25 protein-coding genes and 1 riboswitch are annotated in these 21,890 nt (G+C 38.0%); of the genes, 20 read left to right on the forward strand and 5 right to left on the reverse strand.

Features of this window, described 5'->3' with window-relative positions; genetic code table 11:
* Nucleotides 1-707 precede the first annotated feature (707 nt).
* The 7 genes from AB4Z17_RS00640 to AB4Z17_RS00670 all read left to right on the forward strand — a co-directional run bounded on the left by AB4Z17_RS00640 (nucleotide 708) and on the right by AB4Z17_RS00670 (nucleotide 7,882).
* A complete protein-coding gene (locus AB4Z17_RS00640) occupies nucleotides 708-1,346 on the forward strand; it encodes a sugar transferase (protein WP_441957481.1) in 639 nt (212 codons plus the stop codon).
* A complete protein-coding gene (locus tag AB4Z17_RS00645; protein WP_441957483.1) occupies nucleotides 1,343-2,281 on the forward strand; it encodes a glycosyltransferase family 2 protein in 939 nt (312 codons plus the stop codon). Before AB4Z17_RS00640 ends, AB4Z17_RS00645 begins: the two co-directional genes overlap by 4 nt.
* A 365-nt stretch (nucleotides 2,282-2,646) precedes the next feature.
* Complete coding sequence (locus tag AB4Z17_RS00650) at nucleotides 2,647-3,780, forward strand: polysaccharide pyruvyl transferase family protein (RefSeq protein ID WP_441957485.1); 1,134 nt, start codon at nucleotides 2,647-2,649, stop codon at nucleotides 3,778-3,780.
* Nucleotides 3,781-3,793: 13 nt separating this feature from the next.
* Nucleotides 3,794-4,813 carry a glycosyltransferase family 2 protein gene (locus AB4Z17_RS00655; protein ID WP_441957487.1) on the forward strand — a complete coding sequence of 340 codons (1,020 nt, stop codon included), beginning with the start codon at nucleotides 3,794-3,796 and terminating at the stop codon, nucleotides 4,811-4,813.
* A gap of 99 nt (nucleotides 4,814-4,912) precedes the next feature.
* On the forward strand, nucleotides 4,913-5,698 hold the full coding sequence (locus AB4Z17_RS00660; protein WP_441957488.1) for a glycosyltransferase: 786 nt from the start codon (nucleotides 4,913-4,915) through the stop codon (nucleotides 5,696-5,698).
* Nucleotides 5,695-6,582: a glycosyltransferase family 2 protein gene (locus AB4Z17_RS00665; protein WP_441957490.1), complete on the forward strand. Its 888-nt coding sequence runs from the start codon at nucleotides 5,695-5,697 to the stop codon at nucleotides 6,580-6,582. Before AB4Z17_RS00660 ends, AB4Z17_RS00665 begins: the two co-directional genes overlap by 4 nt.
* A 121-nt stretch (nucleotides 6,583-6,703) precedes the next feature.
* Complete coding sequence (locus tag AB4Z17_RS00670) at nucleotides 6,704-7,882, forward strand: O-antigen ligase family protein (protein ID WP_441957492.1); 1,179 nt, start codon at nucleotides 6,704-6,706, stop codon at nucleotides 7,880-7,882.
* A 7-nt stretch (nucleotides 7,883-7,889) separates the two neighbouring features.
* Here AB4Z17_RS00670 and AB4Z17_RS00675 read toward each other — a convergent pair whose 3' ends face one another.
* Complete coding sequence (locus AB4Z17_RS00675) at nucleotides 7,890-8,504, reverse strand: hypothetical protein (RefSeq protein ID WP_441957494.1); 615 nt, start codon at nucleotides 8,502-8,504, stop codon at nucleotides 7,890-7,892.
* Nucleotides 8,505-8,677: 173 nt separating this feature from the next.
* Nucleotides 8,678-9,109, reverse strand: a complete 432-nt coding sequence (locus tag AB4Z17_RS00680) for a hypothetical protein (protein WP_441957496.1) — start codon at nucleotides 9,107-9,109, stop codon at nucleotides 8,678-8,680.
* A 254-nt stretch (nucleotides 9,110-9,363) separates the two neighbouring features.
* Here AB4Z17_RS00680 and AB4Z17_RS00685 point away from each other — a divergent pair, with 254 nt between their 5' ends.
* From AB4Z17_RS00685 to AB4Z17_RS00710, 6 genes are all read left to right on the forward strand, one after another.
* Nucleotides 9,364-10,539, forward strand: a complete 1,176-nt coding sequence (locus AB4Z17_RS00685; protein ID WP_441957498.1) for a lipopolysaccharide biosynthesis protein — start codon at nucleotides 9,364-9,366, stop codon at nucleotides 10,537-10,539.
* Between the two features lie 3 nt (nucleotides 10,540-10,542).
* Nucleotides 10,543-11,163 (forward strand): CatB-related O-acetyltransferase, encoded by a 621-nt coding sequence (locus tag AB4Z17_RS00690; RefSeq protein WP_441957500.1) that lies wholly within the window; start codon nucleotides 10,543-10,545, stop codon nucleotides 11,161-11,163.
* A gap of 102 nt (nucleotides 11,164-11,265) precedes the next feature.
* Nucleotides 11,266-12,069, forward strand: coding sequence for a glycosyltransferase family 32 protein (locus AB4Z17_RS00695; protein WP_441957502.1), 804 nt, complete (start codon nucleotides 11,266-11,268; stop codon nucleotides 12,067-12,069).
* 248 nt (nucleotides 12,070-12,317) lie between these two features.
* Complete coding sequence (gene galE / locus AB4Z17_RS00700; RefSeq protein ID WP_441957504.1) at nucleotides 12,318-13,313, forward strand: UDP-glucose 4-epimerase GalE; 996 nt, start codon at nucleotides 12,318-12,320, stop codon at nucleotides 13,311-13,313.
* 343 nt (nucleotides 13,314-13,656) lie between these two features.
* Nucleotides 13,657-13,809: a hypothetical protein gene (locus tag AB4Z17_RS00705; RefSeq protein ID WP_441957506.1), complete on the forward strand. Its 153-nt coding sequence runs from the start codon at nucleotides 13,657-13,659 to the stop codon at nucleotides 13,807-13,809.
* Between the two features lie 14 nt (nucleotides 13,810-13,823).
* Complete coding sequence (locus tag AB4Z17_RS00710) at nucleotides 13,824-14,036, forward strand: AbiH family protein (RefSeq protein WP_441957631.1); 213 nt, start codon at nucleotides 13,824-13,826, stop codon at nucleotides 14,034-14,036.
* On the opposite strand, the gene AB4Z17_RS00715 is transcribed toward AB4Z17_RS00710, so the two are convergent.
* Nucleotides 13,952-14,296 carry a transposase gene (locus AB4Z17_RS00715; protein ID WP_441957508.1) on the reverse strand — a complete coding sequence of 115 codons (345 nt, stop codon included), beginning with the start codon at nucleotides 14,294-14,296 and terminating at the stop codon, nucleotides 13,952-13,954. The genes AB4Z17_RS00710 and AB4Z17_RS00715 overlap by 85 nt on opposite strands.
* A 903-nt stretch (nucleotides 14,297-15,199) precedes the next feature.
* Nucleotides 15,200-15,284: riboswitch (cyclic di-GMP riboswitch) on the forward strand.
* Nucleotides 15,285-15,332: 48 nt separating this feature from the next.
* Between AB4Z17_RS00715 and AB4Z17_RS00720 the strand changes: the two genes are divergently transcribed.
* From AB4Z17_RS00720 to AB4Z17_RS00730, 3 genes are all read left to right on the forward strand, one after another.
* Nucleotides 15,333-15,485: a hypothetical protein gene (locus AB4Z17_RS00720; RefSeq protein WP_430055687.1), complete on the forward strand. Its 153-nt coding sequence runs from the start codon at nucleotides 15,333-15,335 to the stop codon at nucleotides 15,483-15,485.
* Between the two features lie 156 nt (nucleotides 15,486-15,641).
* Nucleotides 15,642-16,376: a hypothetical protein gene (locus tag AB4Z17_RS00725; RefSeq protein ID WP_441957510.1), complete on the forward strand. Its 735-nt coding sequence runs from the start codon at nucleotides 15,642-15,644 to the stop codon at nucleotides 16,374-16,376.
* A gap of 24 nt (nucleotides 16,377-16,400) precedes the next feature.
* Nucleotides 16,401-17,360, forward strand: coding sequence for a copper amine oxidase N-terminal domain-containing protein (locus tag AB4Z17_RS00730; protein WP_441957512.1), 960 nt, complete (start codon nucleotides 16,401-16,403; stop codon nucleotides 17,358-17,360).
* Between the two features lie 215 nt (nucleotides 17,361-17,575).
* Here the strand turns inward: AB4Z17_RS00730 and AB4Z17_RS00735 are convergent, their stop codons facing one another.
* The gene (locus AB4Z17_RS00735) at nucleotides 17,576-17,755 is read right to left on the reverse strand and encodes a hypothetical protein (RefSeq protein ID WP_441957514.1); all 180 of its coding nucleotides are present in this window, start codon (nucleotides 17,753-17,755) and stop codon (nucleotides 17,576-17,578) included.
* A 151-nt stretch (nucleotides 17,756-17,906) separates the two neighbouring features.
* Here AB4Z17_RS00735 and AB4Z17_RS00740 point away from each other — a divergent pair, with 151 nt between their 5' ends.
* On the forward strand, nucleotides 17,907-19,412 hold the full coding sequence (locus tag AB4Z17_RS00740) for an alpha/beta fold hydrolase (RefSeq protein ID WP_441957516.1): 1,506 nt from the start codon (nucleotides 17,907-17,909) through the stop codon (nucleotides 19,410-19,412).
* A gap of 40 nt (nucleotides 19,413-19,452) precedes the next feature.
* Entirely contained in the window at nucleotides 19,453-19,647 is a 195-nt protein-coding gene (locus AB4Z17_RS00745) for a hypothetical protein (RefSeq protein WP_441878029.1), read from the forward strand.
* Here AB4Z17_RS00745 and AB4Z17_RS00750 read toward each other — a convergent pair.
* Nucleotides 19,640-19,771 carry a hypothetical protein gene (locus AB4Z17_RS00750; RefSeq protein ID WP_256710911.1) on the reverse strand — a complete coding sequence of 44 codons (132 nt, stop codon included), beginning with the start codon at nucleotides 19,769-19,771 and terminating at the stop codon, nucleotides 19,640-19,642. The two genes, AB4Z17_RS00745 and AB4Z17_RS00750, sit on opposite strands and share 8 nt — an antisense overlap.
* A 293-nt stretch (nucleotides 19,772-20,064) precedes the next feature.
* On the opposite strand from AB4Z17_RS00750, the gene AB4Z17_RS00755 reads away from it, so the two are divergent.
* Nucleotides 20,065-20,604, forward strand: coding sequence for a VanZ family protein (locus AB4Z17_RS00755; RefSeq protein WP_441957633.1), 540 nt, complete (start codon nucleotides 20,065-20,067; stop codon nucleotides 20,602-20,604).
* A gap of 94 nt (nucleotides 20,605-20,698) precedes the next feature.
* Nucleotides 20,699-21,880, forward strand: a complete 1,182-nt coding sequence (locus AB4Z17_RS00760; RefSeq protein WP_441957518.1) for an acyltransferase family protein — start codon at nucleotides 20,699-20,701, stop codon at nucleotides 21,878-21,880.
* The last annotated feature ends 10 nt before the right edge of the window (nucleotides 21,881-21,890 follow it).

A 21,890-nucleotide genomic window follows, 5' to 3' on the forward strand; every position in this document is an offset into this window, starting at 1 on the left:
GTTTAACTCTAAAAGCTTACATATGAATTGGTTTAAATGTTAATTTCTTTTAAGGTTGGTTACAACGTCCTAATTAAGATTTGATAAGTTGCTGCCCCGAATATGAACCTTCGTTGCGGGAAAACCGAGTACAATAGTCCTTTCATGTATATGTGGTAGGTCGCAGGTGAGCAAGGCGTGTCTTTCTATTCCAGCCCTGCTCTTTTTACCGATGAATGAAAAAAAGGGTCGAACTCATTAATACTATTAATGCGTGCGCCTTTTGGGTTTTCTTTTTTAGGTATTAAATTTAATTGAACAATATTAATTCTCTAATACTTGTTTTGTTTATTAAATGAACTTGCGGGGAATGAACAGTTACAAGTTAAATTAATATAGAGATAATCAGTGAATCTAATTGGATAATAAGGGAGAACTGGATGTCGTAGTTAGAAGGTACGCTAGATAAATTGTGGGAAAAGGGGTTTGAGGTCTTTTTAGTGAGATTTATAGATTGATTGAAAGGTTTATATAATAGGAAGAAACTCTGTATAGGGTAATTAAATCAAGAATATTTATTCCGCATTTGGTTGTTAGATTGAATAAATATTCCGAGGTGATTATGAGAAGTGGATACAATTTTAGTGGTTTAGTAGTTGGTTGGAAAGGTGAATGATTTCCAATTAAGTACTAACTTACTAAATAACTTTTCAAGGAGTGTTACAGGCATGTATATGAGAATAAAAAGATTGATAGATGTTATTCTTTCTCTAATTGGACTTATAGTTTTGTCATCAATTTATTTATTTCTAATTATTGCTATTAAGCTAGATTCAAGAGGCCCGGTGCTGTTTAGGCAAAAACGTATTGGCATCAACAAGACACATTTCAATATATTGAAATTCCGAACCATGAGAATAGATACACCGAAGGACACTCCAACTCACTTATTAGATAACCCAGAGCAGTATATCACAAAGATGGGGAAATTCCTGAGAAAAACTTCGCTTGATGAGCTTCCTCAGATTTGGAATATATTTGTGGGGCATATGAGTATTATTGGGCCAAGACCAGCACTATGGAATCAGTATGACCTGATTGCTGAACGGGATAAGTATGGTGCCAATGATGTCCCACCCGGTTTAACTGGTTGGGCTCAGATTAATGGAAGGGATGAGCTTCCTATCGAGTTTAAGGCAAAGTTAGACGGCGATTATGTTGAGCAGTTTAGCCTTTGGATGGATGTTAAGTGTTTCTTTTTGACCATTGTAAGTGTTTTGAAGAGTGATGGTGTTGTTGAAGGTGGAACTGGAACGAAAAAAGCTGATATAGAGTCAGTGAAACAATACGTGGGGATCTCAAAATGAACATTACAACTATGATTCATAATGAGAAAGATATGTCATCGCATAACTCTCCTAAGGTATCAATTATTGTAGCAACTTATAGACGAAAAGAAGCACTGAAAAAAGCTTTACAATCTTTAATTACACAGACGTACTCTAATTTTGAAATTATTGTGGTTGATGACAATGCTGATGTTGAATGGAATACTGAAATCGATAATATTGTTAACAGTATGAAGATCTCAGACAATGTGGAAATTATATATATCCAGAACAAGAATAATAAAGGATCTGCAGAAACTAGAAATATAGGAATTATGGTAGCTACAGGCGAGTATGTAACTTTTTTAGATGATGATGATATTTATTTACCCGACAAATTAAGGAAACAAGTTGAGCATATGTCTAAAGAAGGTGCAGACTTTTCACTCACAGACTTATGGCTCTATGATGAAAAAGATAAGCTGATTGAAAAACGCGTTAGAGACTATATCAAAGATTTTTCATCAGAAAGTTTGATGAGATATCATCTAATGTATCATATGACAGGAACAGATGTCATGATGTTTAAAAAGAAATATCTGATAGATATTGGGCTGTTTTCTCTAATTAATGTTGGAGATGAGTTCTATTTAATGCAGAAGGCAATAGACGGGAAAGGGATTTTTAGTTATTTGCCTGGATGTGAGGTTAAAGCTTATGTACACAGTGAAACAGACGGGTTATCTAGTGGGGATGGAAAAATAAAAGGCGAGAATCAACTTTATGAATATARAAAGAAATACTTTGATAGATTAACACAAAAAGAACAAAGGTATATAAAAATGAGACATTAYGCTGTATTAGCTTTTGCGGAGCTCCGAAGAAAAAGGTATTTTTATATGATCAAAAACTTAAGTCTTTCTTTGATATTTTCTCCTACAAAACTTATAAATCTATTTTTAAATAGGAAGTAGCGAAGAAGATACGTTAAATATCACTTAGTAACAAAACTTTATCCACAGGTAGAACTTGAAATTAGCGTATTCTGTTGAATTGCTGAATATTAAGTAATGAATCATACGACCGAAACAGATACTATGTTATTTTTGAAAATATCATACGGAAAATGGTGGATTTGATGCAATTGACGTTGAGGGGAAATTTGATTTAATGTTAAAGGTTATAAAGACAGGGGCGAATTCTCTTATCTTCTGAGATGAGATAGTGCATACAGGTGAGGGTATTCTATCAAGCGGAGATGGAAAAATAGAGGGTAATAATCAGCTATTAAATTTAAATAAAATTTTTTTGTTGAATTGATTATCAAGAGGAGAAAGCTATGAAAAAAATTGGGATATCTACTGTACACACTGGATTTAATTATGGTTCGGCATTGCAGGCATATGCAAGTAAGGTGATTTTGAATGAACTGGGATATCAGGGAATTAATATTTCATTAATAGGTAGTCTTATCAAAGGTAGGGATGTAAGACTAAAGAAAGTCGCTGTTATCGCTATTAGGCTTTTGAAACAACCGCATAATATTAGAAAAAGAGTTAACGTTTATAGTGATAACATGAGTAAACCCTATTCTGAACACTCAAAAGAGTTATTCAAAACTTTTAGACTAAAAAAAATTCAACCATATTACTATACATGGAATCAATTAAAGCGCCTTGCAAAGAGTAATGATTTTAAGGCGTTTTTGTGCGGAAGTGATCAGATTTGGAATGCAGAAGCATTATATGTAGATCCTCAGTATTACTTAAGATTCGCGCCTAAAGAAAAAAGAATTGCATTTGCCCCAAGTTTTGGAAGAGATAAAATTGCTTATTACAATAAGAGTATTATCACAAAATACATTAAGGATATCCCGAATCTTTCTGTGCGAGAAGAATCTGGTGTTTCAATAATTAAGGATTTGACTAATAAGGATGCTGCTCATTTGATTGATCCTACGCTGTTGCTAGATGGAACAAAGTGGGATAAATATTTGAAATTAAAAGAAGACGTGTCAGACAGTGAAAAGTATATATTAGCGTACTTTTTAAATGAACCATCTGATTACGCAATAGAGTGTATCAAGAAATTAGCTCAAAATAATAAACTGAAGGTAATAGCCCTTCCTTATCAAAGGAAAGTGACCGATTGGTTCGATATTGCACCGGATGCCGGACCTGTTGAATTTATCCAGTATGTTAAAAATGCACTTTACGTTTGCACGGATTCGTTTCACGGGACAGCATTTGCCGTTAATTATAGAGTACCTTTTTACACATTTGAAAGACAGTATGGCTCTGCTGGAAAACAATCATCCCGATTGGTTTCATTTCTGAAATTGGTGTCATTAGATGAGCGATTTAATCCAACCATGGAGTTATTAGATTCACCGATTGATTTCAGTAATAGTAAAGTTGTCCTTGAGAAAGAAAGGATGAAATCTGTGGAGTTCCTTATAAATGCGCTACGGTAGATGGAGGGGGAAAATGGTAGGTAATCATGATAATGAAACTTCAAAGTTCCTGGTTTCGATAATCATTCCAGCATATAATGTGGGCAAGTATATAGAAAAGTGTCTTTTATCCATATTAGATCAAACCTATACAAATATTGAAGTAATTGTTGTGGATGATGGATCAACAGACGAAACAGGACAACTTATAGATTGTGTTTCGCAACAAGACAGCAGAATTCGTGTTATACACAAAAAAAATGCCGGGGTTAGTGCTGCAAGAAATAGTGGCATTGAAATATCGACGGGAGATTATTTGGTTTTTGTGGATGGAGATGATTATATTGCACAGGATTATGTTGAGTACATGCTTAGTCTAATTGAAAATACAGGCTCGGAATTCTGCCTTTCAAAATGTTGCTATACCAAGAGTGGTGAGAAGCAAACTGAAAGCGAATATATAAAGAAATTACAATCAGAAGATGCGACAGCACTACTTATATCACCAGATGTTATTGTGGGTTGTTGGAATAAAATTTTTAAACGAAGTTTAATAGTTGACAACAATATATGGTTTTCGACTAATTTATATTATGGAGAAGGACTGACCTTTATTATCACTGTTTCACAAATATCTAAATCTGTTGGTGTAGGAAATCGCAAAGTTTACTATTACAGACGAAACAATGAAGCATCAGCAACAACAAAGTTCGATATCAATAAGTTATATAACGGTGAAAAAGCATTAAACAACATTAGAAAGCAAGTTATATTAAACAGCTCGAAAGTCAAGACAATGCAAGATTTGCATCTCTGTCTTTTTTACTTAGGGGCTGTAGYGAAAATTAAGAAATACGATTTGGAAAAGAAGCATCAGAAAGATTATAAAAAATGGAGCTCTTACTTAAGGCGCAACACTTTTAGACTCATGACAAAAAGGGAAATATCACCTTATAGAAAAATGATGTTGCTTGGTGGTTGTGTAAGTCCTTGGATAATGATGAAACTAGATACTTATAGAAGGCGACAGATATCAGAAAAAAGCGTTGAATAGATGTGAGTGTGAAAAAATTACTAACTCATTTATCTAACAGTAAAATAAAGGGGAAATTCGGAGGTGCATATGCTATCAATTCAAATATTGGTATCAACGATGAGACAAAAAGACTTTTCGTTGATTGAGAAAATGAATATACAAACTGATGCAATAATTATTAACCAATGTGAACACTATGAGTATCATGAATTTAAAAAAAACAATTTTACAGTTAAGTGGTTTGATGTGGCAGAAAGGGGGCTTTCTCGTAGTAGAAATGTGGCACTGTCAAAAGCAACGGGAGATATTTGTCTTTTAGTTGACGATGATGAAATATTGAAAGATGGGTATGCTGATGTTATATTATCCGAGTTTAAAAAAAATCCGATGGTCGGACTATTTACGTTTAATCTTAAATCAATAGGTAATGTGAGTAAGCGGTATATTAATAAGCAAAGGAAAAGATTGCGTTTCTTCAATATTATGAGATACGGATCTGCAAGAATAGCCTTTAGACGTTCGTCAATTATTAATAGAAGGATATGTTTTGCACCAAATTTTGGGACTGGTGCTAGTATTTCGTGCGGAGAAGACTCTTTGTTTTTACATGATTGTTTACAAAAAGGAATAATTGCATATTCATCGCCTGAATATGTTGCGGAAATAGATGATGGGGATGGAAATTCAAGTTGGTTTACAGGCTATACGGAAAAATATTTTATCGATCTAGGAGCTGTTTTTACAGCTATGTCTCCTAGCTTTTGTTATTTATGGATTTTGCAGTTCGTAATTCGTCACAGATCCAAAACTAGCGAATTAGGATTTTATAAGTGTTTGTCGTTGATGATGAAAGGCAAACATTTATATAACAGTATGATTATTGACGAGGTTAATAATATATGATAACAGTATTGACTCCGACGTACAATAGAGGCTATATCCTGAAGAATGCTTATGAGTCTTTATCTAGCCAAACAAATAATGACTTTGAGTGGGTGATTGTGGATGATGGATCAACCGATGAAACTTCACTATTAGTAGAAACTTGGATAAAACAAACACATGATTTTAAAATTTATTATTTTAAGCAACCTAATGGTGGAAAGCATAGAGCTGTTAATTTTGGGGTTTCAAAAGCCAAAGGAGAATATATATTAATACTAGATAGCGATGATTATCTTACTTCTGATGCAATTGCATTTGTTTCAAGTCATTTAAAAGAGGTTGCTGGTAACGATTTCGCGGGGATTTCTGGGTTAAAAGGCTGGAGTAATAGTCATAGTGTAATTGGCGATCAAGATAATGATGATACTTTTATAGATGCTACTAACATAGAAAGAACAAAAAAAGGATTAGAAGGTGATAAAGCAGAAGTGTATAAGAGAGACATTTTATTAGAGTATCCATTTCCTGAGTTTCAGGGGGAAAATTTTTTGAGAGAATCCGCATCATGGGATCGGATTGCTTTGGACGGATATAAGATACGCTGGTATAATCATGTGATTTGTAAGTGTAATTATTTAGATGACGGATTAACCCAAAAAAACAATGTTGAAATGTATGTCAATAACTATCAGGGATTTATTTATTGTACTCAGTTATCACTAAAAACTGCTAGTTTTCCTTATAATTTGATAAAAATAGGTCAGTTTGAAGAAGTGGCAAGGGCCAGTGGTAACTCAAATGGTGAAATTTGTAAAATTTTGAACATTGGGTACTTAAAATTAATAAATGGGATTATATTGTTCAAAGCTAGAAAGATAATTATGACAATCTTAAATAAATAATGCGTGATTATTGGTTACTTAAAATCACTAATTAAAATAATAGCCACGATTTGTTTTGCGGTTTAATTCGCCAGTGATCTTGCATGTAATCTGGACAATAATCCAAAAGGTTGATTCAATTATGAAAATAGACAAAAGTATAGGTATAATAATTACGTATATCCTTATTATTATACCGTTTATTGGAATTGGTGGAATAAACGTTTTATTTAGCAGTGCTATTTTAGATGGGTTTAAAGTATTATCAGTATTTATTTCTATTATATTACTGTTTCGTAAGGGCATTATAAAATTTGACTTCTTTTCAATCTGTTTTGCGTTGTACCAAATGGAAATATTTATGGTAACAACTTACAATCAGGGTTTTAGCTTCGGAGTTATGACGTCGTGCCTGGCTGCTTCGTTATTTGTGTTTTTAATGATTAGGGATTGGGAAAACATATTAAAAGCTATTTCTGCTATTACTGCTGTAATAGTTATTATAAATTTTATTTCAGTTCTACAAATTGGTAGAGACGATTATGCAATGTATTTTGTTGGTACAAAGAATAGACTTTCTATGGTTCTGATTCCCGCGATGCTTCTTCGGGTTGTTTACTCAATAAATAAATATGGTAAGATTAACAATTTTACTATAATACTCTTTATTTTGGCGGCACTTTCAGTAATTATTGCAGGAAGTGGAACAGGAATTGTTGTAGCAGCAGTAGCTGTTATCTTAGCCTTACTTTTTTATAGATTTAGAGTAAATAAAATGATTGTATTATACGGTACTTTTTCTTTTTATTTTCTATTGCTAGTGTTTACTAGTATTTTAGCTCAGAATCAATATTGGATTGAGTTTACTACGTTATTGGGCAAAGATAGCAACCTAACTTATAGGACAGTTATTTGGCAAGGTGTTTTTGACTATCTAAGTAACAACCCATTATTTGGGTATGGAAGAGGTGCAGAAATTATATTTCCGAATGCTTATGGCGGATATAATATTGTTACGGAGGCCCATAATTTTGTTGTGGAAATTTTTTTAGAAGGCGGAATATTGGCTTTCCTTTTGTATATCCTTGGATTTTTTAAAGCTATAAGCCATATCAATATAAAAGATTTAAAAGGGAAATATGTTTTATTAGCTGTCGTAATGGTACTTGTTAATGGATTAACAGAATCAATTAATAATCATATTTTAGTTGTTCTCACAATAGCGTTAGCGAATTGTTATGTGTATGTGAAATCAAAAGATACTGGACAGTCAAAAGTTCTAAGCTTTAAGAGGCCAGCGAATCAGCGTGGCTATCAGTGATTTCCTGCTATGCTTGAATTATTTGGGTTATGGATAAATGCGGGTTGCGAGCAAACAAACGAAAAATACATTTGGGCAAATAAACCATGACCGTTGCTTCGGGGACAATGGTGTTGGAAGGCGTTCTCAGATATCGGAAAAATAGGCTTGGAACGAGGGACGAATAACGTACTGCGACCAGTTGCAACGGGCCCATGGCAATGCAACTGCACATGACGTATCCTTTAATAGCTTTGACAGTTAATCGAAAGTTTTCCTTATCCCGCTCATCGGTTACGGACTCCAGAGGAGGTTCTCCCTTTCTCAAGTAGCGCTTCAGCTTCGGCATAGATTTGCTCCAGAACTGGTAGCTGAATCCGCCGATTACCTGTTTCATTTCACGGAAGGTGCATTCGATCCTGAAGCGGTATCCGTACAAGCAAATGATGTCCGTCCCTCCCAAAGTCAGGACGGTACTCACGAGGATGGACAACTGGTCACCAAACCGAACCAGGACAAAACGCAGTTCCTGGTACAGCCCCTGTCCCCACAGCATATCTAGACACATGTATTGGATGGTTTCTTCCTTCCCATAAATCGTCACTGTAGCTGTTTTAAACTCTGCAGCACGGCTCTGAAACACAGGAAATAGCGATCCAACAGGAACAGGGCTTTCCCGAGTGTCTTGGCAGCCGAAAAGCCCTGTTCGATCATCTGTACAACATACGAATCCTGCGATTCAGAGGGTTCGTTCTAGCTGAATATAGTTTTCACGCCATCCTGCAGATTCATGAACAACGGCAAGCAAAACCACTTTTATGGTGTTCCCATAAGAATGCCAACAGCGCCAAACAGATGACCAAAGATGTATTCCGCCTTGGAGAAATTCTCAGATTCCTRATGAAGTTTCTTGACACCAGGCATCCGCCGAGCTTCCTTTGTCTGCTTCATCCCATCGCCGATAAGTACAGCCATTCCGTTAACATAAAGGAGTGGGGTCATTCGCATCACGACCTGAAGCCACGTTAACCGAAGAGACACTAGAGACCACGCTGAAGAACGAAAGAAATGGATAAGGCACTCATAGTAACGGGGCTGCAAAGACAAATCACGGATGAAGGAGGTCACACCCAGACGATCTGAGCGCAACATGTTGCCGATGGTGGTAACAACAAGCCATTGGTAAGCAGCTCCTCTGGAGCAGCAAGGGCGAAATTGATACAAGATGGAATCGATATATTTTAACATGGTTTGGTGAATCGCTTAAGAATCAGGTAAACTACTAAATGTAATCCTTTTAGCGATTGATCTCCTTTTTTGGTGTGGCAACCTTAGGTTATCATGTCTTCGCTTAATTGGGTTATTTTTCTATGAGAACTTCCCACTGTCCAGAAAAGATAGTAAACATTATGTTTAGATGCCATTATGAGCATTTAGATCACATTAATAGTCTAAGTTGTAGATTCTACTGAAACAAGCTAAAGGGAAAGGTAGGTAAAAAATTGAGGCTTAAACGATTTATAAAAACCGCATTGGTTTTTTTAACTGGTAATGTTCTTATTAAGCTTGTTTCATTTTTGTTATTGCCGTTATATACAAATAATTTAAGTCCTGATCAGTTTGGATCCTATGATTTTGTAATGACCATTATCAATTTGATTGCACCTATCGCTTTCTTTCAAATATGGGATGGGATGTATAGATATGCGTTTGATTACGACAAGAAACAAGATAAACAAAATGTAATTACTAATTCAATTGTCGTATGCTTATTCGGTTGTGTTATCTATTTTTCTTTATTTTCTTTGGTACAACATTTTTTTGAATTCCAGTATTTTGAGTATATTATTATTTATGGTTTGTTGTATGCTCTAAATTATTTGTACACATACACAGCAAGAATATTCTTGGAAAATAAGCTATTTGTGTTTTCAGGCGTTATTGGAACTTTAACAACAGCCTTGCTGAACATAGCGTTTATTGTTGGCTTAGGTTGGGATATTAAATCTATTTATGTTTCATCAATCATTGGTATTATTATTCAATTACTCATAATAGAATTGAAAGTTGGAGTACTGCGCCATTTTAGAATAGGCAAAACGGATTATGCACTAATAGTGCAAATGATTAAGTTTTCATTCCCCCTTTGTATTGCAACGATTTCATACTGGCTTTTGAGCGGATATACAAAGTTTTTAATCATAAATTTTAATGGGGATTCTGCAAATGGTATATATGCAATAGCAAATAAGTTTTCATCTATGATTACACTGCTTGTATCCGTTTTGCAATTTGCCTGGAATGAAACTGCGTATTTAATGACCAATGAAAGTGAACGGAAAAAAAATTATCCTATATTTATAGATATTATGACAACGGGTGTGGCATATGGAGTCGCAGTTTTTATCCTTGTATCTAAAGTTATTTTTCCGTATGTAATAAGCGATCAATATCACGAGGCTATATATCTAGTTCCTGCAACTGTGATAGGAGTAGGTGCAAATTCTTTGGCAGGTTTTTTAGGAACATTATTTATGACAGAAAAGAAAACCAACTACATCCTCATAAGTACACTGCTTTCAAGTTTGGTTAATATTATATTAATGTTTGTTATCAGTATGCGTGAATACTTTAGATATATTAAAAATTTGATTTTACCCAATAAAAGGGGTGAGTAAAATATGTTAAGAGATATTAAAAAAATGATGAAATATATTATAAAGGTTTTTTTACTTTCGATATATAACAGAAAAGCAGGAACAAAGATTTATAGTACAAGAGCTAGTCTTAAAGCAACATACGGAAAAGGAGTATTGATAGCAGAAAATTCTATAGTTACTGATGATGTATCAATAGGAATGAATAGTTATATAAATAAAAATGCAAGTGTAGAAAACTGTGAAATAGGTAACTACTGTTCAATTTCCAGTGGTGTATATATTAATCCCTTTGAACATGATCTTTATAAAAGAACAACGCATCCTTTTGCTGGGGGACCTACAGAAAAAAGAAATAAAGTTAAAATAGGACACGATGTGCTGATTAGTCTTAATGCAATTGTGTTAGAAGGAGTAAACATTGGTAATGGAGCGGTAATTGCAGCAGGCGCAGTTGTAACTAAGGATGTTGAGCCGTATGAGATTGTAGGTGGAGTACCATCTAAGCACATTGGTTGGAGATTTACTGAAGTTGAGCGCAATAAAATCATGCAAACGAATTGGTGGTTTGATGATATTGAAGTGTTAGGAAAGAATTTGGAGTATTTCAACTGTAAAATTAGTGATTTTAAGACTAGGATATAGCTGTAAAAATAATATACGAGGATTATTCTATTAGTTTTGATGTGTTTTGATAGTTGAGTGCTCTTTACAAAAATGGCGGGAAAATGATTTGGAGGAGAGAAATTGATACCTAAAATAATACATTATTGCTGGTTTGGTGGAAGCCCATTGCCAGAAAGTGCCTTAAAATGTATCGAGAGTTGGAAGAAATATTGCCCGGATTATGAAATCATTCAATGGAATGAGACAAATTATGATGTTACCAAAAACAGATATATGTATGAAGCTTATCAAAATAAGAAGTATGGGTTTGTTCCGGATTATGCAAGATTAGATATAGCCTACACCCATGGGGGTATTTATTTAGATACGGATGTTGAATTATTAAAACCGTTTGATGACTTGCTGAAATTGGACGCGTTTTGTGGAGTAGAACAAAATTCTAAATATGTTGCGCTTGGACTTGGTTTTGGTGGTACCATTGGGAATAAGACACTAAAATGTATGCTGGATGCATATAACACGATGAGTTTTATTAAGGATGGGGAGCCTGATTTGACTCCAGCCCCTAAAATTAATACAAAAGCATTGTACTCCTTAGGATATAACTATAAGGAGGGTGTGTTTAATTGTGGAGAACTAACAGTATTCCCTAGTGAATACTTTTGTCCACAAGATTTTGAAACGGGTAAATTAACTATTACTGCTAATACGCATACGATTCATCACTACGATTCTTCATGGTATTCGCCTGTAGAGACATATGCTTTTGATTTGAAAAAGAAAATTCCGAAAATATTACCGAAACGTTTTTCTGGTTATATGGCTCATTTCATTGCACAATGTAAATATAATGGAATAACTTACGCATTTAAAAGGGCGATAAAAAAAATAGTTGCTGGGACCAGATTAAGAGGTCATCGTTGACATGAGGTTTGCCGTGATATTACCGTGTCATAAAGTAGGTGAGATTCCCGCTGAAAAATGTTTAACAAATAACTCATAGCAAGTCTTGGACACCATCGTGTAACTTATGATGTTAAGCTTTGAAATTAGATAGTAGACGGGAAGCGTAAATGGCTAGGTGCTTTATTTGCTATGGGAATTCTGGGCCATTGGTACAATAACGTATTAAAGTGCTAAGCAATAAGTTTTTTGAACGGGGGGATGATTTCGTGAATATATTAGTAACCGGCGGCGCCGGATATATAGGGTCACATACCTGTATCGCTCTTTTTGAAGCAGGACATTCAGTGATTATTGCCGACAATCTTTGCAATAGTAAGCGTGAGACTGTAATGAAGATCATGGATATAGCTGATAGAGAAGTTACTTTTTACGAGATTGATGTAACAGATGCAGAAGCTGTTGAAATTATTTTCAGAAATTACAAGATTGATGGGGTTATTCATTTTGCTGGCCTTAAGGCAGTAGGTGAATCTACAGAGAAACCGCTGGAATATTATTACAATAATATCGTAAGTACAATGGTTCTTACAAAAGCTTGTCAAAAATATGGTGTAACTAGATTTGTCTTTAGCTCATCCGCAACAGTTTACGGGGATAATAAAGTTCCATTTGTCGAGACTATGGATCTTCTACCAACGACTAATCCTTATGGTGAAACGAAAGCAATGATTGAGCGAATCTTAACTGACATAGTCAAAGCAAATCCTGCTTTCTCAGTTTCACTCCTACGATACTTTAATCCAGTAGGAGCCCATGAGAGCGGATTAATTGGTGAAGCTCCTAATGGAATTCCAAATAATCTTATGCCGTATGTAACTCAAGTGGCAAAAGGTAGACTTGAGAAATTACGTGTGTTTGGAAATGACTATCCAACAGTAGACGGTACAGGAGTTCGTGATTATATCCATGTAATGGATCTGGCTGAAGGGCATGTTGCTGCATTGGAAAACCTAACTGAAGGTGTCCATGTTTATAATTTGGGAACCGGAAAAGGTACTAGTGTACTAGAATTAGTGAAAGCTTTTGAAGAAGCTAATAATATTGAAGCCCCTTATGAAATCGTGGATCGGAGACCTGGGGATATTGCTTCATGCTATGCAGATGCTTCAAAAGCAAAGCAGGAACTAGGCTGGACAGCAAAGCGTGACATTATTGCTATGTGTCGGGATGCTTGGCGATTTGAAAAGGGATATGGGGAGTAGTGTGTCTTATTGAATTACCCGCTGGGCCGTCTTATTTGACAACTTGGTGTGTGCTTTTTTCGACTTTATATTTCAATGCGTTAATTTAGTTATGTAAACAAAAGTAAATAGTTTGATAAGTAGGGGGGCAGAATAATATATGACTCAATATCCTACAACATTATATTTAATAGGTAAAGGTTTTGACCTACTCCATAAAGTTAAATCCGGCCTATTCTATGTTCAGGGATTATCTCAAGAGGCGAGATAGGGCACTAAGCCTCGAAATGGATACTTATCTCGAATGAGAGAATTTTTGGTGTGATTTTAAAATAACCTGGCTTTTCTTTCTCGTGAAATGGTTATGGAATTAGTAGATACAATGCTCGATACTTATATGGAAACATTCGATGAGGATGATGACGACTTCTCTTATGCCGATTATTTTGCAGCTATTGAAATGGGGACTCAAGTTATTCCTGATCTGCTCGATAGTTTGTCCCGACGGTTTAAATAATGGATTAAAACATTATATCCTCAAACTGGGAAGAAAGAGCCCTCGATAAGCTATATAATCGTGATGCTTTATACCTGAATTTTAATTACTCTGAGTTTCTTGAAACGCTTTATGGAGTACCTAAAAATAATGACCTATACATTCACAGTGATAGGAGAGGACAGAATAAAAAGTTGATCAGTGCGATCCTAATCTGGTTATGCACGGCACGATCACTTTGTCTGTGAATATGCTTGATTTGCAGGTGTTGTTTCATCCACTTGAAGAACTTTTCAATCGCCCAGCTACTTCGATATATGTCGCTAATTTCGTCATACATAAGATCAAATTGGTTCGTGACCAGATACAGTAAATTGCCTTGTGAGTCTTCGGTTTGAACCATCCGCAGCCTGTGTTTCATGCTCATCTGCTGCGAACCAACCCGTACAATGACGTCTTCGCTGACGCTACTTTCTGATTTGACTTCAAGGGTTTCAAGTGGCTCCATGCAAGCGTAGTTCTTGAGCCGAGTGGCGAAAGGAAATATCGCACTCGCAGTAGCGGTCCAATGCTGCATAGCCGATATAACCACGGTCGAACACATAAGTGACGCTAGGTTCATCAACAAGCTACTCAAGCTGGGTGCGGTCATTCTTCTTAGTTGCCGTAATCGTCGCCTAGTCGGGTATAACATCTTGTTCGCCGAAAAATGCTACTTGCATATGGAGTTTGATGCCAGCCTTTGTCTTGCGAAATATTGACCATTTGTACTCTTGCAAGCATAAGACCACTGTTGAAGAGTCAATGATCTTGATCGAACGACGATAAGTCGGGGCGTAATATTTCGCAAAAATCCGCATGACGAGACGCTCGAACACCTGCTGGAGCAGCTCAGGATTGATCTGTTTGTGCTTACGACTGAGCTGAGTACCGAGATTGATGTGAGCCCAAGTTCCTCTTGAAATGCCTTACTGAGCACATCGTCAGCGATATGCCGAAGTCCTTCTCTGACCTTTAGTTGTGCATGCAAGAACAACTTTAAGTACGCCAAGGTCTTTAACTATTTCACGAATTTATCTTGCTGGGTCTGTGAACGTTCTCGTACATATTGGCGCTAACCATTTACCAAACGATGAAAAGAGCGTATGCTTGTCCATAGGATGATCCTTTTCGATGGATTATGGACAGGGCTACCTACCATATCTATTATAAAGGATTTTTTTTGCTCGTATGGAGATAAAGCAGAATATAATGAAGATTCAGAGAGCATTAGTGCAACACTAGAGCTGCTCAATGTAATTGTCCCATAGTGACATTATCACAGAAAAATAACACGAATTAGATCTAAAAGTCCTATACACCCCTCAACAATTTTGTTACCATACCATTAAACAAAACAACTACATATCCCACACGATAAAGGCAAAACCATTGAAAAGTGGTGACGCAAAGCTACAGGGGCTTATCTTTGAAAAGACTGCCAGCCAGCTACCGAATATCGTGCCTCCCGTCGTGGTTTATGTGGAAACATGGAGGTTATTATTATGTTCATGCGCGCAAACGTTGTACGTGAATGGCATCAGCTCTGTATGGGATTCAATGAATTGCTGTGGGAAGATTGCTTAGATGAGAAAAAGCGCATGGAGATTTATTTGAGAATTGTTTATCACAAAAATAAACTAGCAGCTGTCTCATGAACTAGCACGTAGGGCGTCGTTAACAGGTCTGAAAACGCTATATCCGCAAGCTGACGCCCCGTCACTATGAAGCGTCAGCTTTTTTATTTTAAAATTCTAAGAAGGAGATTCATATGCAATCATTGCTTCTTTAATGGCTCATATGAAACCAAAACAATGAAAAAAACGAACAAAACACTAATGATTATCGCAGGTGCTCTCGTTGTTATCGGCATTGTCATTTATGGAAGCATGAGTCTCTATTCGAAGTTAAATCAGGTAGATGAACTGAATGGGCGTCTTGAAGAAGCTGCAGATAGTAATGCAGGACAAGAGTCGCCGAATGTTACGGAGCAGCCCGATGAACAATCTACTAATCAGACAGATCAGACTTCAGAACCTGATGCTGCTCCATCACAAGAGCCTGATCTAGTTCCAACGACGCAGCCAGATGAAGTCCTAAAACCTAGTCCGAGCGCAACTTTGCCGCCAGATGAAGCGTCTAATAATGTAGACAAGGGACAAAAGCCGGATAAGGGATCTACAAACTCCGAAAATAAGTCCCAGAAGAAAAAAGAGATTGATGCATCGGTTACAGCAAAGCTGGAAAAACTGAAATCTTCGTGTCAAGCAACTAGCAATAGCTTGGTTAAGCAGATTGCGAAAGAGCTTAGCGGGGATGAGGAAGCCACGCTTGCTACTATTCAAAGTAAATACCTGAATAAGGTATTTTCTGCGGAAGCCGATTGCGATGCCAGATTCAATCAATTAATAAGCATTGCCAAGAGCGAGTATAAAGCAGCCGATCTAGGTGAGCAAAGCTTTCCGGATTGGAGCGCGCAATACGAGAGTGCGAAAGCTGGTGCTAGAGCCAATGCGCTTGCAGTAATTGCAAACTCGCTAAACAAGTAAGCTTTACTATTCTGAGGAGGCTCTATGAAAAAGTCACGTATTCTATCTGTTTTTCTGGTTGTAATGATGTTGTCATCTGTACTTGCAACCGCTGCATCCGCAGCAACCGAAACGATTAAGACAAAGACACAGCCCATTAAGCTGCAATTTGATGGACAAGCGCTTAAACTGCCCGATGGACAATATTCATTTATTCATCAAGGAAGTACATACGTACCGATTCGTTATATTTCTTACGCGCTGCTAAAAACAGTGAATTGGGATGGGGCTAAAGCGACGATCTCCGAGCCAACAGAGAAAGAGCTTGCTGCGCTGAAGAAACAATTGCAGAGTGCCGCTACGGGCAGCCAGAAGCCGCAAACGAGCGTTACAATTGCGATACAGCCAGTTAATGCAACTCTTGTGTTTAATGGAAAGACGAAGGCATTGCCGGCTGGTCAATCCCTCTATGCCTATAAAGGCTCGATCTATGTGCCCATTCGTTTCTTGTCAGAATCAGTAGGCACGCAGATTAGCTACGATCCGGTGACGAAAACAGTTAGCGGTGAGTCAGCAGCATATCGAGCTGAGCAAGGTGGCGGCGGAGTCGTTCTTCCAGGCACGGGTGGCGGAACGGGAGGCTCTGGTGGTACAGGCGGTACGGGTAATGCCGGCGGTGGTGGCGTACCAGTTAAACCGACGTATGAGCAAATTACGGCAGAAGCAGAGAACAAGCTCGCTGCGCTGAAAGAAAGCTGCAAGGTAACTCTAATGGATATTGGACTGCAGTATGTAGCGGCAACGGATAAGACAGTTCAAGCTCAGCTTAAAGCTAAAGGACTTCAAGAAGTAGACAATTGCTCTGCAAAATTTGAAGTTATCATGACAGATACGAAAGCTAAGCTGACGACGAATGGGTATAGCACAGACGTTCTTGCTTCCTACAGAGAAGCCTTTAACAAAGAGCTTGAAGCAGGAAGAGCTATTGCAGAGGGTTTGATGTAATAGGAGTTTTCACTTCTTTTTTGTAAAATTAAAGCAGGGGCAGAAGAGGTCGCGATGACTTCTTCTGCCCCTGCTTTGCGTTATCCTTCCAATTATATGAAGTGATAAATACATCTGCTTACATTTAATTATAATTTATCATAGTTATAAGAAACCAACTGCAGCTATAGGGGACAAGGGATCCCATTTAGCCCAAACTCCCTTACATACAAATCTTAAGGCTGGTGAGTCATTAGTTGTACGTTCAGCTTATTGTAGGTTGTCATGCAGATTAAAAATGTATAATGAATTTTCCAATCCAATTCCTGATATATTTTAACACGAAAAGGATTACCCAAATCAAGCAGAGTGATCATTAACAGCAAAAAGCTGCGTTCAAACAGCTTGTTTTGCATGTTTTTTGTCTCCCCTTACAAGAATTTGTTGGAAAATGTAAAAAAATGACTCATTTCACTAGCAAAGCCACTACCATAGTACTAAAATTTGCATTACACTAGCATTACAGACTAACCTAAAATCATACAGTAGTGGTAATGTAGGGGGACTATGGACATATTTAATTTGTTCTACCAATTTAATCAGTGCATTTCTGATCCTGATGCTGAAGTTGTAGTACTCTTACACGGTCTAGGTCTAAATGCTCGTGTGTGGGAGCCGCTGGCTGCGGTGCTAACTGAACGGTATCATGTTGTGCGGTTTGATTTGCGCGGGCATGGGGAGCGATCGCATGACGGTTCTCCGTTAACATGGGAGCTGCTTTGCAATGATCTTGATGACATTTTCCACTTATATAGCATAACGGAAGCACATTTGGTCGGTCATGGACTTGGCGGTAATCTTGCTGCAAGGTATGGAATGAGCCGCCCGGAGCGAGTGAAGTCGTTTGTTCTTATTTCGACGATTGGATTTTATCCTCCGGAGGCAATGGAGCGTTCGGTTGAGCTGCGCCGGAGCTATGCTGAGAACGGTGTGGCAGCTGCACTGGCGGAGCAGATGGCTAGTTTAGTAACCTGTTTGCCTCAGGATAGGGAAGAGACAAGATGGGTAAAAGAGGCGTACTTGCAGTGCGACATGGATGTGTACTTTAAATTAATTGAGCTCTTTGCAGCCGAGAATCCTTTGGATGACTTATCCGCAATTAATAAGCCTTGCCTCGTTATGGCGGGGGACAAAGATACGATTTATCCATCCTATATGTCGAAGATTACGGCGCAGTTTATTCCGAATGCGTTTTCGGTAACGGTGCCTGATGCAGCTAGCTTGGTGTTTATAGATAATCAGACCTATGCCGCTCAGAAGATATTAGATTTCCTATCCAACCCTTTAGGTGGCACGGAGAGCAATCATGTCGGTGATCCGCTGCTTGGGTTAATGAGGATCGATGCCATTAAAATGTTTGGCGATTCCTATAAGAGTACTCCAAGCAAGGAAATGATGCTCGAGGTCAAGCTAATTGGGGCGTTTCGTGTATTTATTAATGGCCAGGAAATACCGAGTGGCTGGCAGCAGCGTAATGCGAAGAGATTGCTTGTTTATTTAATGTTTTACCCGAATCCGACCAGAGAACAGTTATGCGATGCGTTATGGCCACTTGCAGAGATTAGCAAAGCAAGTAATTTGCTGCGAGTTAGTCTTTCTCATTTAAAGGGATTGTTCGATACGGCGGGGACGAATCCGATTGTTGCTAATCGCAGCCATGTTAAGCTGAACGCGGTTGTCGTGTGTGATTTGCTGAAATGGATTCAGTCGCTTGAAGAGGCTCATATGGAGAAAAGGGCATTAAGGAAATTTATTCTTATTAAAGAATTGCTTGTCTATCCTGTAGAAGAAATGCTCGCAGGCTTGTACGATAACTGGGCGGTTCAGGAACGAAGCAGGCTGGAATACATGCTGCTGGGCCTTGTTGAGTCACTCGCGGATAGCTATAAAAAAGATGGCGATTTTGCAGCGGCTAGTCAAGTAATGAGAAGGATAAGCAATATGTATAGCGAGGAACTAAATGGTGATACCGTTCGTAATACGCATGCTCAGGGAGAGGTGAGGGACCATTAATAGAGATACTGTTCTACACAAAATAAAGCTAGAGCAGACGATTGAGCTGCTGCGGCAGGAAATGATCGATAAGCTATTAGTGTGCCAGTCTTATCAAGCTGATGAAGTGTTGGGAGCAAGCAGGGCGCTTGATCTTGTTCTTAATTGCTATGATTGCGTAAGATTTGAGAGAGGCTGCATGAATGAGGAGAATTGTGCATCACGTACATTATTAGATGACGATAGCTCTATTTAAAAATACGTTTACGTTTATTTTGTTTGTATTTATACCAGTAGCTGCCGTTCTCATCCTTGAAAATCCGAATGCCAAACCATTTCAATGGCGTTGATAGCTCAGTAAACATTAAATAACTAGACATGTCTATCGCCCTCATTTCACTTCTTTTTAGTTATAATACCAAACTTTAGGCTTATTGACTATATTGAAATAGGACTTTTATATCATTTATATTGATAATTGATGGATTATATTTCTTTATTTCTCAGTTAAAAATTTCAACGCCGCCGGCTGCTTCACTTTTGCGAGCAAGCCGTTTTTTGGCATGCCTAATTTAGCACGCCTATGCTCGCATTTTGTTTGAGTGTTTTTTTCAAGTATGATAGAGGGATAATAAATTGGAAGCTGGTTGCTTTACAGGAGGTGCAATTGAATATGTATAGACCTGCTAGATGGAAGTGGGCTATTATGTGGGGGCTATTATTAGTAGGGTGGCTCGGGCTTTTATTCCTATTTTCATCCCAAACCTATGAGCAACAAAGTATTCAGCCGTTTTTACGCAGTCACTTTACATACGATCAGCTCGTGAGATGGCTGCCGGATGTTACGCTTACCTATCGAACGAGCATCGTTAATTCACATGATCGGCCTTATAGCTTTATCGAATTTTTGTTTCGAAAGGGCGCACATTTGTTTGTGTATGCGACTTTTGCTGCGTTGATGTTTATGTTCCTGCGAGCATTGACCCGCGGACGCTGGTTCCTTTCCATTATACTTACACTGATAGTTGCCATTGCTGTCCCGGCTATGGATGAATGGAATCAATTAGGCTCTGACGAGCGTACGGGTAACGCAACTGATGTCGTTCTTGATTTTGTAGGTGGATGTGCGGGACTACTTATCTGCTTGTGTATTTTAGGATTGGTGAAGCTGTGGCGTTCAAGGTCAAGGAATAGATCTCAATACCGTTTGTAAGTGATGCAAAAATAGTTGCGGACAAAGCAGGCTGCTATCCATTATAATCGTCTTTGACATTGTATAGATTCGGTAAATGTGGGGGAATTGCAGCTTGCAGCGCTATGAGGAATTAGATTCACTTAGGGGATTGGCGGCATTAGCCGTAATGATTGGTCATTTCTTATTGGTATTTGCGCCTATTGCGCAAAATACGTCGGATCTCAGCTTTTTTGATTACCCGCTTAACCTGTTTAAATACACGCCGCTGCATGCGATATGGGGCGGTCATGAAGCGGTCATTATGTTTTTTCTGCTCAGCGGATTTGTACTTTCCTTGCCGTTTTTCAGCAACCGCCAGCAATCCTATTCAAAATATGTAATTAAGCGGATTTGCCGTATTTACATTCCTTTTCTCGTCGCATTATTGATCGCCATATTAATGAGGGAAATCGTCTATGTATCGAAGCTGACGAATTTGACGAGCTATTATAACAATCTGTGGGTGAACCCCCCTAATGTGACCTCAATCATTCATCATTTGCTGTTTGTAGGAAACTACAATACGACGAGGTATGATCCGATTTTGTGGACACTCGTTCATGAAATGCGTATCTCGTTATTGTTCCCGTTTATTATGTTCATCATTGTAAAAAGCAGCTGGAAGGTAGGGCTGCCGCTGGCACTTGTCTTATCCATTGGCGCTGAAATTATGCTTGAAAATTTTGAAACGAAATATATGACGAACTTTGTGATCTCGCTGCATTATGCCTCTTTCTTCATTATAGGGGCGCTGCTGGCCAAATATCAGAAAGAGCTGAAGTCAGCATTTTCACGATTGCATGGCTGGCGGGTCATGCTGATGCTTGTTATCGGACTGTGTTTTTATTCGTTCAAATGGATCGGTTATGGCGAGGACTTTCATGACATGCTCATGCCGCACAGCGGCGATTGGATGACGGCTATCGGCGCTTCGATCTTCATTATTGCAGCGCTGTCATCCGTTCGTTTATCGAGGCAGCTGCAGCGAAAGCCGTTATTGTTTTTGGGTAAAATCTCATATAGTCTCTATTTGTACCATATGATCATCCTGTTGTCGCTCATCCATCTGCTTAATGGCGAGCTGGAAACCACGTTTATTGTGATACTCGCCTTTGTTGCTTCATTCGGAGCCGGGGCGCTAAGCTACTATTTCATAGAGCTGCCATCCATTCGGTTAGGCAAGTGGCTTACAGGCTGGGGCAAGAAGCATAGTACAGCTGCTGTAAGCGGTAGTGATGTATCATCCGGTGCTTGATCAATAGGGC

The sequence above is a fragment of the Paenibacillus sp. TAF43_2 genome, from assembly GCF_052113545.1.
GTDB lineage: Bacteria > Bacillota > Bacilli > Paenibacillales > Paenibacillaceae > Pristimantibacillus.

What these genes read in the sequence shown, in the direction of transcription:
- AB4Z17_RS00640 (WP_441957481.1), top strand. Translation starts at nt 708, where the DNA reads ATGTATATGAGAATAAAAAGATTGATAGATGTTATTCTTTCTCTAATT.
- AB4Z17_RS00650 (WP_441957485.1), top strand. Translation starts at nt 2,647, where the DNA reads ATGAAAAAAATTGGGATATCTACTGTACACACTGGATTTAATTATGGT.
- AB4Z17_RS00660 (WP_441957488.1), top strand. Translation starts at nt 4,913, where the DNA reads ATGAGACAAAAAGACTTTTCGTTGATTGAGAAAATGAATATACAAACT.
- AB4Z17_RS00665 (WP_441957490.1), top strand. Translation starts at nt 5,695, where the DNA reads ATGATAACAGTATTGACTCCGACGTACAATAGAGGCTATATCCTGAAG.
- AB4Z17_RS00670 (WP_441957492.1), top strand. Translation starts at nt 6,704, where the DNA reads ATGAAAATAGACAAAAGTATAGGTATAATAATTACGTATATCCTTATT.
- AB4Z17_RS00690 (WP_441957500.1), top strand. Translation starts at nt 10,543, where the DNA reads ATGTTAAGAGATATTAAAAAAATGATGAAATATATTATAAAGGTTTTT.
- AB4Z17_RS00705 (WP_441957506.1), top strand. Translation starts at nt 13,657, where the DNA reads ATGGAATTAGTAGATACAATGCTCGATACTTATATGGAAACATTCGAT.
- AB4Z17_RS00715 (WP_441957508.1), bottom strand. Translation starts at nt 14,296, where the DNA reads ATGGAGCCACTTGAAACCCTTGAAGTCAAATCAGAAAGTAGCGTCAGC.
- AB4Z17_RS00720 (WP_430055687.1), top strand. Translation starts at nt 15,333, where the DNA reads ATGTTCATGCGCGCAAACGTTGTACGTGAATGGCATCAGCTCTGTATG.
- AB4Z17_RS00725 (WP_441957510.1), top strand. Translation starts at nt 15,642, where the DNA reads ATGAAAAAAACGAACAAAACACTAATGATTATCGCAGGTGCTCTCGTT.
- AB4Z17_RS00730 (WP_441957512.1), top strand. Translation starts at nt 16,401, where the DNA reads ATGAAAAAGTCACGTATTCTATCTGTTTTTCTGGTTGTAATGATGTTG.
- AB4Z17_RS00735 (WP_441957514.1), bottom strand. Translation starts at nt 17,755, where the DNA reads ATGCAAAACAAGCTGTTTGAACGCAGCTTTTTGCTGTTAATGATCACT.
- AB4Z17_RS00740 (WP_441957516.1), top strand. Translation starts at nt 17,907, where the DNA reads ATGGACATATTTAATTTGTTCTACCAATTTAATCAGTGCATTTCTGAT.
- AB4Z17_RS00750 (WP_256710911.1), bottom strand. Translation starts at nt 19,771, where the DNA reads ATGTCTAGTTATTTAATGTTTACTGAGCTATCAACGCCATTGAAATGG.
- AB4Z17_RS00755 (WP_441957633.1), top strand. Translation starts at nt 20,065, where the DNA reads ATGTATAGACCTGCTAGATGGAAGTGGGCTATTATGTGGGGGCTATTA.